General features: G+C 42.7%; 13 protein-coding genes. 9 read left to right on the forward strand and 4 right to left on the reverse strand.

From position 1 onward, the window contains the following. A partial coding sequence (locus FTU09_RS09875; protein WP_180080168.1) for a transposase occupies window positions 1-200 on the reverse strand: 200 nt, incomplete at its 3' end. 681 nt (window positions 201-881) lie between these two features. On the opposite strand from FTU09_RS09875, the gene FTU09_RS09880 reads away from it, so the two are divergent. Beyond that, window positions 882-1,538, forward strand: coding sequence for a hypothetical protein (locus FTU09_RS09880; RefSeq protein ID WP_180080171.1), 657 nt, complete (start codon window positions 882-884; stop codon window positions 1,536-1,538). Between the two features lie 20 nt (window positions 1,539-1,558). Further along, window positions 1,559-3,019: an autotransporter outer membrane beta-barrel domain-containing protein gene (locus FTU09_RS09885; protein ID WP_154321098.1), complete on the forward strand. Its 1,461-nt coding sequence runs from the start codon at window positions 1,559-1,561 to the stop codon at window positions 3,017-3,019. Window positions 3,020-3,156: 137 nt separating this feature from the next. Here the strand turns inward: FTU09_RS09885 and FTU09_RS09890 are convergent, their stop codons facing one another. Together FTU09_RS09890 and FTU09_RS09895 are read right to left on the reverse strand one after the other, a co-directional pair. Next, window positions 3,157-4,290 carry a hypothetical protein gene (locus FTU09_RS09890; RefSeq protein WP_179988487.1) on the reverse strand — a complete coding sequence of 378 codons (1,134 nt, stop codon included), beginning with the start codon at window positions 4,288-4,290 and terminating at the stop codon, window positions 3,157-3,159. Window positions 4,291-4,698: 408 nt separating this feature from the next. After that, window positions 4,699-6,411, reverse strand: a complete 1,713-nt coding sequence (locus FTU09_RS09895; protein ID WP_180080174.1) for an electron transfer flavoprotein-ubiquinone oxidoreductase — start codon at window positions 6,409-6,411, stop codon at window positions 4,699-4,701. Window positions 6,412-6,606: 195 nt separating this feature from the next. Between FTU09_RS09895 and FTU09_RS09900 the strand changes: the two genes are divergently transcribed. The 5 genes from FTU09_RS09900 (at window position 6,607) to FTU09_RS09920 (ending at window position 10,997) form a co-directional block, all read left to right on the forward strand. Then, window positions 6,607-7,218, forward strand: coding sequence for a DUF1285 domain-containing protein (locus FTU09_RS09900; protein WP_004975967.1), 612 nt, complete (start codon window positions 6,607-6,609; stop codon window positions 7,216-7,218). Window positions 7,219-7,264: 46 nt separating this feature from the next. Then, a complete protein-coding gene (gene murI, locus FTU09_RS09905; protein WP_004975969.1) occupies window positions 7,265-8,140 on the forward strand; it encodes a glutamate racemase in 876 nt (291 codons plus the stop codon). An 86-nt stretch (window positions 8,141-8,226) separates the two neighbouring features. Further along, entirely contained in the window at window positions 8,227-9,255 is a 1,029-nt protein-coding gene (locus FTU09_RS09910; RefSeq protein WP_096901324.1) for a DUF4062 domain-containing protein, read from the forward strand. 65 nt (window positions 9,256-9,320) lie between these two features. Further along, entirely contained in the window at window positions 9,321-10,334 is a 1,014-nt protein-coding gene (hemH, locus tag FTU09_RS09915) for a ferrochelatase (RefSeq protein ID WP_104852985.1), read from the forward strand. Window positions 10,335-10,352: 18 nt separating this feature from the next. Continuing rightward, entirely contained in the window at window positions 10,353-10,997 is a 645-nt protein-coding gene (locus FTU09_RS09920) for an MBL fold metallo-hydrolase (RefSeq protein WP_167845739.1), read from the forward strand. A gap of 434 nt (window positions 10,998-11,431) precedes the next feature. Here the strand turns inward: FTU09_RS09920 and FTU09_RS09925 are convergent, their stop codons facing one another. Continuing rightward, window positions 11,432-11,605, reverse strand: coding sequence for a DNA gyrase inhibitor YacG (locus FTU09_RS09925; RefSeq protein WP_004975985.1), 174 nt, complete (start codon window positions 11,603-11,605; stop codon window positions 11,432-11,434). Between the two features lie 86 nt (window positions 11,606-11,691). Between FTU09_RS09925 and FTU09_RS09930 the strand changes: the two genes are divergently transcribed. Beyond that, entirely contained in the window at window positions 11,692-12,384 is a 693-nt protein-coding gene (locus FTU09_RS09930) for a tRNA (guanine-N(7)-)-methyltransferase (protein WP_225530224.1), read from the forward strand. A gap of 6 nt (window positions 12,385-12,390) precedes the next feature. Beyond that, window positions 12,391-13,593 (forward strand): TIGR03862 family flavoprotein, encoded by a 1,203-nt coding sequence (locus tag FTU09_RS09935; RefSeq protein ID WP_180080176.1) that lies wholly within the window; start codon window positions 12,391-12,393, stop codon window positions 13,591-13,593. The last annotated feature ends 5 nt before the right edge of the window (window positions 13,594-13,598 follow it).

Raw genomic sequence — 13,598 nt, forward strand, 5'->3', positions numbered from 1 at the left:
TGCACGGCACCATCATGATGGCTGAAGATCCTGATCCAACGACTGACAAGGTTGGCATTAATACTATGTTGCAGTGCGACCGAAGCGATCGAGGTATTAGGATTTTTGCAGGCATTGACAATACTGAGTTTGAATTCTTTGCTGTATTTTCGGCGTTTTTTAGCAATAGGAGGTGTTGCTGAATATATATCCATGTTCATGGATTAAGTCCCCACTTGTTTTTAGGTGGGAACTAAATTAAGGCTTATAGGATCGCTTGGTAAGGCTGTGTTAGCCGGATGCTTACTGACGTTCAACTTTATTTTTAATTTTTCATCAATTTTGCATCAATCCAACCTGCTTCACAGTTTGAGTTAAAAAATGGCGAAACGATCCACGAGTTGCGTTATCTGCTACACATTTTTTAAGGGACTTTTCAACTTTTCTGCATTTATAGGGCAAGTTGTGTGCTTGTGCAAAATCTAACAAAGCTCTGTGTGTTGTATAAGAAATAATTTTTAGAGTGTGAGTTTAGTCTATTGTTTAGTTATTGATTTTTAACAAAATTATTTTAAATATTTTTTAATATATGGAAAAATTAGCCTATAATGCGATCAGTTTATTGAGTTCGATTGCAGAACATTTGGGGATAAAATTAAGCAGATTTGGGGTTTTGCTTGGTTTGAATGTTATATGGCAGTGTTTATGTTTTATAAGGCTGAAAAAGCTGATTAAGCTGTCGCATTAAAGTAGTCAAGTTAAGAAAAATAATTTTGGGGGGCTTAACTGATTGTCTTTATCTTAAAAAAATATGCCATTTAGACTGAGCAAAATCTGCTTAATTTTTTACGTGATCAATCATCAATAAATCTTGCGTTATCATCATTTTGATTGAGTACGGTATGATTTTAGATAAAAAGCAAAACTTTTCTTTAAAGCCACTGAGTGTGGCGTGTTTATTGACCATGAGTATCTCAGGCTGTTCATCGGGTTCAGGCTCTCAGTCAAGCACGGTTCAAGTCACTGATGTGTTGGGGGCAGAAAATGTCAGCCAAGAAGATCAACCGACTACAAATGAAGGCATTGGCAGCGGAGTAGAGCAACCTGTCGCACCATCTGCACCCATTACCGATCAACCTCCTGTGAATTTAGAGCTAGATCATGGCGATGTATCATCCAATGGTGGTGGTTTGAGTGGTGGCAGTACAGATCATGGCAATACATCACCAACTGAAGATTCACTTTTAGACAGCAATGATGCTGTACCTAGCGATGATGCTACCGTTTTAGAAAATAATGATGTCAATCAGCCTGATACGATACCTACACTTGAATCACCTCCGTCAGAAGTAGAGCAACCAGTCGATGTGGTAGCTCCACCAGTAGCCGAGCCTGTTTTAACCGACACCGTCTTGGTCGATAGTGCGATTCAAGATATTGAAGTACCACAAGATACATCTGAAGTTGAGATGGGTAGTACGATTCAAGAACTTGAACCCTCACAAAACACTTTAGAAGTCGAAACAGGCAGTGCATTTCTTGAAACGAAGGCAATTTAACCATCACAGGCAACTATTCGATGCAGATTGCTGCAGATCAGCAGCAACATGCGGGTTTTAAAGCACGTTTTGGCAATTTGCTGACGGTAACGGGAACCGCCAATTTGGCAGGGACTTTGAACCTGTTTGATGAAGTGCCACTTGATCAGCCACTTATTACTGCACAAGGTTCACAAACTACCGTATTACGTGCGCAACAAGGCGTACAGCGTGAGTTCGATGCTTATCGCTCAAGCAATCCATTATTTGAGTTGACACAAGTTAGTTATCGTCCTGAACTGAATGCAACGGGCGAGCCTGTACGTGCGGCAGATACAATCAATACCGATGTGGTGATTACGGCAAAGCGTAAATCGACTGAAACGGTGGCGGCTCTTGCTGCTGAACTTGAAGGACGTACTCAGGTTGCCCGTAATTTAGATGTAGTTTTAGCAAGTCTTGATCAGAAACAACAGTTAGAAACGCTGGAAGATGCTGAAAAAGTTTTTGCCAATCGCTTATTTAACAATTTTGCTCAAACTATACGTTATAGCAATGCTGCTGAAAGTACAGTTTCTACGCAGGCATTGAATCAACTGTTTCATCAACTTGATCCAAGTTTTTATGCCAATACCGTTTTAAATGTCGCAGAAGAAAGCAGCAAGCAAGAACGTCAGTTTGCACAGCGTTTGGCAACCGCACAACCCAAACAGCTTTGGTTTTCGGGTGATTACCAAAGTTATGATATGGATTATGTCGGCTTAAATAGTGAGCGCCGTAGTCATCATCAAGGTGTTGGTGTGGCAACAAAACTGGCAGGGATGACCTTGGCAGCGCAGGCCGATTTCAGTCAACTGAACTTAGATGATGCCGTACAAACAGGCTCAAAAAATAGCAGTCAGAGCAAAGCCTATGCACTAACTATGGGGACAGCACAGCAGCTTAATCGTGATTTAAGTGTCGCGGCATGGTTAAAAGGCATGCAGGTGGATGTTGACGCGCAGCGTGGTCATGCTCAAGCACAAAAAATACAGTTTGATGGACAAATGTATGCCGCAGGTTTGCGTCTAGATTATAGCTATCCACTCAGTCAAAAAATGCAGATTCAACCGTATTTAGACGCTTCGTTCCAACATTATGTTCATGCCGAACAAACTCAGCAGGATGGTGTCAACAGCTTAGATGATTTGGTGATGCAGCGCTGGAATTTTGGTGCAGGTTTGCAAGCCAATTACCAGTTGAATCCAGCATGGCAATTGCAAGGCAGCTTGTATTACAGCCAACCGATTCAGGAAAAAGCATATTTAGATACCCATTATGTAGGCACAGCGGAGAAACTGAAGTTTGATGCATGGCATGCCGATCAAGGTCAATATCATGCTGCCTTAGGTTCACAACTTCACTTTGGACAACATAGTTTTATCAATTTGAATTATGAATATAGCGGGCGATCACATAGCGACAGTCATCGGGTACAGTTGGCGGTAACGACTCGATTCTAATTGATCGTTTTATTCATGAGAAAGTCATGAAAAAGCGTAGATTTGCGTATGAATGAGAAGTTTGAATCTTGATTGAAACAGCCATGTAGATAAATCTGCATGGCTGTTTTTTAGATCACAGTCAAATGGACTGAGTTTTAGACCGCATAGCGACTCATTAAAGTCAGTGGTGCTTTGGACTGTAAATAATCGGCAGGAATAAATACGATATTGGCAGCGTGTTGCTGTGCTGCATCAATAATATGGTTGATCACATCGTCTGTGGCTTGTGCGCTGTCAGGTGCGTGCGCTTGATCTAGATAAATTCGTTGCTGGTCGGTATCGACCCAACCCGCCTGCATGTAGCCTTGTTGAACATATAAAGTATCGACATTATTTTGCAACACTGCCTGATAAATTTGCTGCAGATCGGTCACAACACGGTCACTGGCATAGAGTTCATCCAGTTGCTGCGCATGTTGCTGATGCAATTGTTGTTGATGGCTTTTTAGCTCGGTCTGAATACTGTCAATAATGTGTTGTGCGCTGCCTTGTTCTAGCTGAGTGACGTTATCTACACTGAAAATAATGGCATTGGGTTGGTCGCAAATAGATTCATAAAAACTGATATTGCGTCGATCACCCACAATGACCAAGCCCAATGGCTCACTGGCACGTACAGTTTGCACATTTTTATCGACACGGTTTAAAAACTCTTTGAGTAAACGGTCTTCATTGGCGGCTGTGGCACGTTCTGCACCGCTGGTGCTATATAAGTTATCATTTTGAACAGGAAATGCACCATGTGGCAGTCGTTCATTCAAGTCGCTGTCATCTACAGAAAACTCATGGATTACACGATCATTGGAGGCCTTAATCAGACGTCCAACTTCACGACTGATCACTACCACATAGTATTGCACTGCATAAGATAGCTCACGAATAAAATCACGCACTGAAAATTGTTGATCAATCACAATACGTTCTTGGGTAGGGAATGGCAGACGCAGTACTTGTGCACTGTCGGCTGTGGCAAAAATAGCCAGACTGTCTAAATGGTAGTTGGGATTCAAATCTTTGGTTTGATGATGAATCTGTTCTAAAATTTGTGCCACCAGACGTTTGTCATAGTCTGCCAACAGGCGTTCTTCGAGTTGTTTAAGTTGGTTTTTAAGAGCAATCACATCTTGCTGATTGTCTGGAAAGGTACGATGTGTGGGTAGAAATAAGCTGACTGCAGGTTGTGCCTGCACATTTTTAAGTTGGTTGAGGGTGTCTGTTAAATTAAGCATGTTGGAATTCCTCTTCTAATGAAAATAAGAAGAACAACCAAATGCTTGAGCAAGATAAAACTCAAAGTACTGCTTTATACTCCACTCAAGTCAGTTTTAGTCAGCATCTACAACATTTTGCTACCGTGCTAAGTGCTGCATAAAATGCCGAATAGCATTGTATAAAAGCTGACAAAACAACATTTTCGGTTGTTCAAGTCTGAAAAAAACGAAATAAAAAACTAAAAATAGAAAAGATAAAAAATAAGCAAAAACAGCATAACAAGGAAAGTTATTCAATCGCCTGCTTTTGAATAGAGAAATACCTGAAAAATGTAAGGGATTATGAGACCTTGGTAATTTTGTAAACTGTGTATAAAAAAGCAGTGCCGAGGCACTGCTTTTGGGTTTCTCAATTGCGATTCGCAATTACATATTCGGGTAATTCGGACCACCGCCACCTTCAGGTGTTACCCAAGTGATGTTCTGTGATGGGTCTTTAATGTCACAAGTCTTACAGTGAACACAGTTGGCTGCGTTAATCTGGAAGCGTTTTGAACCATCATCATTTTCCATGATTTCATAAACACCCGCAGGGCAGTAGCGCTGTGCAGGCTCATCCCATTTAGGTAAGTTTACGTTCACTGGAATAGAGGTATCTGTCAACTTTAAGTGTGCTGGCTGATTTTCTTCATGTACGGTATTCGATACGAACACTGAAGATAAACGGTCAAAAGTCAGCTTGCCATCTGGTTTTGGATAGTTCGGTTTAAAGCTGGTTGCATCTACAGTTTTGAGTGCGCTGAAATCAGGCACTAAATCATGCAAAGTAAATGGTACTTTAAACACGTTCTGGTCGATAAAGTTAAACGCACCACCCATCCATTGACCAAACTTATGCATTGCAGGGCCAAAGTTACGTGCGCTATAAAGTTCTTCTTTCAGCCAGCTGTTGTTGAATTTTTCAGTGTAAGCCGTTAGCTCTTTCACAAAGAAATCTTCGCCTTCAGTTACGCGAGCAATCGCCAAGTCACCGCCTTTTGCGACACCTGCAGCAATCGCTTCAAATACTGCTTCACCGCAAAGCATGCCAGACTTCATGGCGGTATGAGAGCCTTTGATTTTGGCAAAGTTTAAGAAGCCTGCATCATCACCAATTAAAGAACCACCTGGGAAGGTGAATTTTGGCAATGAGTTAAAGCCACCTTTGGTCACAGCACGTGCACCATAAGAAATACGCTTGCCGCCTTCTAGATACTGTTTAATTAGAGGGTGAGTTTTCCAGCGCTGCATTTCCATAAATGGATACATGTGTGGGTTGGTATACGACAAGTCCACAATCATACCCAAAGTCACTTGGTTGTTTTCTGCGTGGTATAACCACCAACCGCCTGAAGAACCTGTTTCACTTAATGGCCAGCCTGCACCGTGCATGACTAAACCTGGTTTGTGTTTTGCAGGGTCAATTTCCCAAAGTTCTTTAATACCAATCCCGTAGTGTTGCGGATCGGCATCTTTATCCAAATTGAATTGCTGGATTAAACGCTTACCTAAATGACCACGACAGCCTTCTGCGAAAATGGTGTATTTGGCATGTAGTTCATAACCCGGTGTGAAGTTATGCGTTGGCTCGCCATCTTTACCAATGCCCATGTCACCAGTTTGGATGCCTTTAACCGTACCATCGGCATGGTAAAGAATTTCAGATGCCGCAAAGCCAGGGAAAATAGAAACTTCTAATTCTTCGGCTTTTTGACCTAACCAACGCACCACGTTGCCTAACGAGATCACGTAGTTACCATCGTTATGCATGGTTTTAGGCACCATCCAATGCGGTGCTTGCTGAGCTTTTTCAGGTGACATCAAGAAGAAAGTTTTATCTTGAGTCACAGGCACATTTAAAGGCGCACCTTCTTCTTTCCAGTTAGGAAATAACTCGTTGATGGCGCGAGGCTCAAGAATTGCACCCGAAAGGATATGCGCACCAACTTCAGAGCCTTTTTCGACCACACAAACGGACAGATCATTTAAATTGTTTTCAATTGCAAGTTGACGAATTTTGATCGCAGCAGAAAGACCCGCAGGGCCTGCGCCTACGATGACTACGTCAAACTCCATCGATTCACGTTCGATGTGTTCCATGTAGGACTCCTCATATAATTGAAGGTGGCAACCGCATCAAGCAACGGTGCTGCCATGAGTATTTTTAGTTGCCAGACACAAATTTAATCGTGTCTTTTACAGTATGGGTAAGTATTGTGAGCTAGTATAGTTTTAAACCGAGTCTTAGCCAATTGGCTGAATCGTATTATTTTTCCGTCAGTAAGGTACTGCAGCATGAAGCATGACGATAATTCAATCAAACCGACAGAAAATGTAGCTACGGCTGATAATAAAAATTTAATGCACATTGCACAATATATAAAAACTGGACAGTCAGGTCACAAAAGATCAATCCCTCCTTTGGAGCAATGGCATCCAAAGCATTGTGGAGCAATGGATTTGCTGGTCAAAGCCAATGGAGAATGGTGGCACGAAGGTCAATTGATCAAACGTCAGGCATTGGTTGATCTGTTTTCTAGTGTGTTATGGAAAGAGCAGGGCAAGTTTTATTTAAAAACCCCAGTGGAACAAATTGAAATCCAGGTAGAAGATGAGCCTTTGTTCATCAATCAGGTTGATGTGGTCGAAATCGGACAGCAAAATTATATTCAACTTATCACTACACATCAGGATATTGTGATTGTTGATGCCGAGCATCCTATTTTTATGCGTGAATATGCAGGTGAGCTGCGTCCTTATGTGCATGTGCGTTTTGGTATTAATGCCCTGATTCAGCGTGCGGCTTTTTTACATTTGGTGGAATTGGGCGAGCTGAGTGAAAATGCGCAGGGCGAAACGATTTTATCGTTGAAAAGTGGTGATTTGCACTTGCATTTAAGCAGCTGAGGTTTAAGCTTTATTCATCCCATTTTGTATTGCTGAATCTCTTGCTATGACAGCCATTCATCCTGTTTCTCCCTTAAATCAAGCCATGCCAAAAGCACAAGCCAGTGCGCCAATTGGTATTTTTGATTCGGGCATAGGAGGCTTGTCAGTTGCCATTGAAATTGCAGAATATTTGCCCAATGAGCGCATCCTTTATTATGCCGATACTGCACATGTGCCGTATGGCCCACGTGATGATCAAAATATTCGAGAACTCACTGCAGCTGCAATCGAATGGTTATATCGACAAGGTTGTAAAGTTGCGGTCGTGGCGTGTAATACTGCTTCTGCTTTTAGTCTAGATTATCTGCGCGATCATTACGGCGAAGATTTTCCCATTATTGGTTTAGTGCCTGCTTTAAAGCCTGCCGTATTAAATAGCCAAAGCAAAACTGTGGCTGTACTTGCGACGCCTGCGACTTTTCGCGGACAACTTATTAAAGATGTGATGCAGCGTTTTGCGATTCCTGCTCAAGTGCAAGTCTTGAATGTCACCAATCTAGATTTAGTGCCTTTTGTTGAGCAAGGGGCGCAAATGAGTGAGGCATGTTTAAGTTCCTTACAGCAGAGTTTGCAACCTGTGGTCGATCAGGGCGCGGACTATTTGGTGCTCGGTTGTACCCATTATCCTTTCCTAAAACCTGCGATTGAGTCCATTTTTGGTCAGAAACTGACATTAATTGACTCAGGAATTGCCGTTGCGCGTCAAACTTCCCGCATTTTAATTAAAAATGAGTTATTATTTGAACAAAGTTTGGCAGATACTTTACAAATTGCGTGTTATGTCAGCGGGAACAATGCAGAACAATTAAAGCCCGTGTTGCAGCATCTTATTCCAGGCAATATTTCTTGGAGTATCGCAAATGTGAGTACTGTGGACTGACTTTAAGATAATTTTTTTATGATTGGGGAAAGGCATTACAAGTAGACGGTGACCGACTTGTAATGGCAATAGGAGAGGGGAAACCAATGCTCGATAAGCGCTATCAGGTCTTTATCTCGACGTCTGGGGCAGATATGCAGCCAGAACGAGTGATCTTGGCACAAACATTGGTGGGAATGGGTTTTTTTTCGTGGGGTTTAGAACAACGTACCCCACTCAGCACTGCATTTGCACGCCGTCAAATTGATGATTGTGATTATGTGGTGATTCTATTGGGCAGCCAGTACGGTGAGCAATCGGTGTCGGGCGTGGGGTATATGCATTTAGAGTATATTTATGCAGTCACCAAGCAAAAGCCGATCATTGTATTTATGCACGAAGACCCAGATTCACGTGATTCATCTTTACATGATGAAAAACCTGAATTGCGTGAAAAATTCAAAGAGTTCCGTAAATTATTACAACAAGAAGTCGATCAGGTGTTTAGCTACCGCACTCTGCGTGATTTAGAGCTTGCTGTCCGCTTTAATATGTCGCAAATGCTAGAACGTTATCCGACTTCTGGTTGGGTGCGCCCGCAAAATACACAAGCTTTGCATGATGAAATTGAACGTTTAAAAAGTAAGTTACGTCAGCTGGAAACCGATGTGGGACAGCGCGAAGCAGACCCGTTTCTAAGCGTATCTAAAGTGTCGATGAATGAATCATATCGTTTTGAATATCGCATGCATGCCTATCAGGATGGTAACTTTAGAGAGCTGAAAGTTGAGCGAAGTTTAAGTTGGGCGCAGTTGTTGGCAATTTTAGGCAATACTTTTATTCATCCAACCCCTGAAGAATATTTTTCGAAACGCATGAATGAATATTTGAATGAAACTGGTTTGGAGGATGCACGTCGGATCATGCCACGTGCGCATGCAGTTGCACGTGCCCAAATCAATATTCGGGCCTTGCATCAGATTAAAATGCAAATGCGTCAAAATGACTGGATTGTGCAGGCGGGGCGTGATGATCGTCAGCGGATGTTGTGGCAAACCACGGCAAAAGCGCAAAAACTTTTAGAGAGCAATTTGCTAGATACCGATCGGGTTTATTCATTTAAAACACCGTATTAATCTCTCAATACAGAGTGAAAAAACTGTTAAAGTAGTCGGGCTCAATCATCAGACACGAGGGCTGAATGTTGTCTACAGCAAAACCCAAAGTAACCGTTCTTTTAGCCAATTTAGGTACGCCTGATGAACCGACTGCAGCAGCGGTTCGCCGTTTTTTAAAGCAGTTTTTATCCGATCAACGGGTGATTGAAATTCCAAAACCGATTTGGCAAATCATTTTGAACTTATTCATTTTGCCATTTCGTCCTAAGCGTGTTGCACATGCTTATGCCATGGTCTGGCAGCAAGATTCACCGATGCGGGAAATTTTGTTGCAACAGGTTGATGCTTTAAAACAGCAGTTATTGCCGCTATATCCTGAGTTTGAATTGAATATTCTACCGGTAATGACCTATGGCAATCCGGGTATTCAACAGGCTTTGGCAGCTTTGAGTCAAAATCCTCAAGATCACGTGATTTTGTTCCCTTTATTTCCACAATATTCGGCAACTTCGACTGCACCTTTATATGATGCCGTTGCCAAATGGGTGCCACAGCAGCGTAATTTGCCGGGCTTATCCATCATTCGTGATTATTATCAGCATCCTTTATACATTCAGGCGTTGGCGCAAAGTGTGCGTGAATTTCAAGCCGAGCATGGTGTGGCAGAAAAATTATTGATGTCGTTTCATGGCATTCCACAGCCGTATGCCGATAAGGGTGATCCGTATGCAGAGCGTTGTCGGATCACGGCCAAATTGCTTGCCGATGCTTTAAATTTAAATGATGATCAGTGGGCAATTAGCTTCCAGTCACGTTTTGGCAAACAAGAATGGGTCAAACCCTATACCGATGTCTTACTTGAAGAATGGGGACAGCAGGGCGTGAAGTCGGTGCAAATTATGAGTCCTGCTTTTTCTGCAGATTGTTTGGAAACGCTAGAAGAATTGGCAATTCAAAACGCAGAATTGTTTTTACAAGCAGGTGGCAAAGAATATGCCTATATTCCTGCACTGAATACCCGTGCCGATCATTTGGATTTGCTCAAACATTTACTTCAAGCTAATCTTGATGCTGTAAAGCTTAACCTAAGCCATTAATTTTTGAGGTTCGCCACCATGTTGCAAGTCAAAATTGTTCCCGTCACCGCTTTTCAGCAAAACTGCTCGATTGTGTGGGATGCAGAAAGCAAAGAAGCAATTTTGATTGATGCAGGCGGTGAGCCTGAAAAGCTGAAAGCCGAAGTTGAAGCGTTGGGTTTAACGGTGAAAGCTTTGTGGCTCACTCATGGACATTTAGACCATGCGGGGGCTGTTGGTGCGTTGCAACATTACTGGAATGTTCCTGTGATTGGTCCACAGAAAGAAGATGCTTTTTGGTTAGATCAACTGCAAGAAGTGTCTGCACGTTATGGTTTTCCTATCCCTGAACAAGTCACGGTTACACAGTGGTTAGAGGGTGGTGAAGTGCTGCAATTGGGTCAAGAAAGCTTTGAAGTGCGTTATGCACCAGGGCATACCCCAGGCCATGTGATGTTTTATAATGCAAAATATGGCGTCTTGTGGACAGGCGATGTGCTATTTAAAGGCTCGATTGGACGCACCGATTTTCCACGTGGGAATCATCAACAATTGCTAGATTCAATTCAGCGCGAATGTTTTAGTTTGCCCGATGACACTCAGTTTATTTCGGGGCATGGTTCCATCAGTACCATTGGATTTGAAAAACAGCATAACCCGTTTGTAGCAGGGCAAGCAGGTTAAAAGCAGTGTGTATTTATGCTTTAAGAAAAAGTCAGCAGTCGCTGACTTTTTTATTTGCGAAAGGGATTATTCAGCATTTGTTTGCTTTCACTTGCAAACAGCATTGTGAAAATTGTCAGTAAGATGCCTATGCACAGCATGAGTAAATCATGCGCGTACAGTCCAAAGCCTAAACTGCTGGTAGAGAGTAAAATACACAGCATTACAATTCCTTTTAACATGATTTCCATGGTGAAATGTTCCTAGGTTATTTTTTGCTTTCTTTATTGTTATGTGCAGTGACGGAGTCACGAATAGTGCAAAGTATAACCTGTGCTAATTCTGCTGAAAGCAATTATAGAACAACTAAATTTTGAATAATTTTTCTAAAAATGTGAAAAATTCCATGAAACTGTGTGTAGTTTTAGGCAATATTTGGCGTGGAAATTTATTGCTTATTCCTCAGAGTTTTCTGCTTGCGGAGCATCTTGGGTGGGTAAGCGATACTCGTCATTTGCCCATGCGCCTAAATCAATGAGCTTGCAACGCTCAGAACAAAAAGGACGAAATGGATTGTTTTCCCATTGCGAAGGTTCACCACAACGAGGGCAAGGAAAAGTGCGTGGCATGATCAACTCCAAATGAAAAATGCAGGATTGGATTAGGCAAATAGCACCTGACTTGATAGACTTGTGCCGAATTTTGTAAGTTTGATCTGATTATGCCAATTCGTCAATTTCAAGCACAGCGTATGCATGCCCCTCGTGATTTTCAAGCCATTGCCAATGAATCGGTTTGTGTGGAAATTGGGGCCGGAAAAGGTAAACACGCCCTATTGTTTAGCGGGCAGCATCCTGAGCACAAGTTGATTGCAATTGAGCGCACCCGTGAAAAATTTTTGGCGATGCAAAAACAGCATCAGCTTGAAGGTCAGCAGAACTTACAGATTGTGCATGCCGATGCCATTCCATGGATTGTGCATGCTTTATTTCCTGCTCAAGTTGAGCAATTCTTTATTTTATATCCGAATCCAGAACCACATAATGCCACCCAGCGTTGGTTGAATATGCCGTTTTTTGAGTTTCTATTGTCGCGTTTAAAAGCAGGCGGCAGTATTACTTTAGTAAGTAATATTCCTGAATATATTGCAGAAGCACAGCAACAGCTGATTGAAGTGTGGAAATTGCCATTTATTCAGCAGGATGTTCCAGTAGATTCAGCACGCACTCACTTTGAAATCAAATATTTAGCACGTGGTGAGCGTTGTCAGGAACTGCTGATCACCAAACCTGCGGCTTATACAACCCGTTTTGATGATTTTCAGCCTTTGCAAGGACAGCAGCCAACTTTAACACCTGCTGCAGTTGAGGCGAAAGTTTCTGCAGACTCAAGTGCAACAACTGAGTAAACAGGCATGAAACAGCGCATTGCAATTATAGGAGCAGGACCAGCAGGGCTAATGGCTGCCGAAGTGCTGAGTCAGTATGCCTATGATGTGCATGTCTATGAGCAAAAACCTTCCGCGGCACGTAAGTTTTTGATGGCGGGTAAAACAGGTCTGAATATTTCACATGCCGAACCGATTGCACAATTTGTTCAGCGTTATGATCAGACGGAATGGTTGGCGCCGTGGATTCAACAATGGGATGCGGCTTGGATTCAAAACTGGATGCAGAGTTTAGGGATTCAGTCTTATGTAGGTTCATCGGGGCGGATTTTCCCACAAGAAATGAAAGCCGCACCTTTGCTGCGCGCATGGTTAAAACGCTTGGTTGATGCAGGCGTGCAGTTTCATTATCGGCATCAGGTATGTGATTTAAATAATAATCAACTCAGTATTCAAAATCTAAGTACAGGTCACATTGAACAACAGCAATTTGCCGCCATTGTGATGGCATGTGGGGCAGTGTCGTGGTCGAAATTGGGTAGTGATGGTGCATGGCAGCGTTGGTTATCTGCCAATGAAATTCAGCCTTTCCAAGCCAGCAATGCAGGGGTGGAATGTCACTGGTCTAACTATATGCAGCCAGTTTTTGGACAACCTTTAAAACGTGTGCAAGCATGGGTGAAAGGCGCTGAAGCGAGCATGGGCGATATTGTGATTAGCCATTATGGTTTGGAAAATGGCTTAATTTATAAGCAAGGGCGAGCATTGCGACAGTTGCAGCACGCTCAACAACCGCTGCAGTTACAACTCGATTTGCTACCCGATTTAACCGTTGAGCAACTCTACCAAAAGTTGCAACCTTCCAAAAAACAGTCTGTAAGCAATATTTGGCGTAAGGCAGGTTTGGATGCCGTGAAGTCTGCAGTCGTGCGTGAGTTGGTGGATAAAGCCCTTTGGCAGCAACCTATGCAATTGGCGCAGCAGATTAAAAATTTAACGGTGCCTTTAAAGGGTTTTCGTCCTATTGAAGAAGCAATTAGCTGTGCGGGCGGAGTCAAACGTGAGGTTTTATCTGCACAATTGCAGTTAAATTCCAATCCACACGTTTTTCTCTGTGGTGAAATGCTGGATTGGGATGCGCCAACGGGCGGCTATTTGCTGACAGCCTGTTTTGCTACAGGACGCGCTGCCGCTGAAGGAGTGCATCAGTATTTACAGCAGCGTCCGTAAAACAC

The organism is Acinetobacter sp. YH12058 (genome assembly GCF_013419805.1).
Taxonomy (GTDB): Bacteria; Pseudomonadota; Gammaproteobacteria; order Pseudomonadales; family Moraxellaceae; genus Acinetobacter; species Acinetobacter towneri.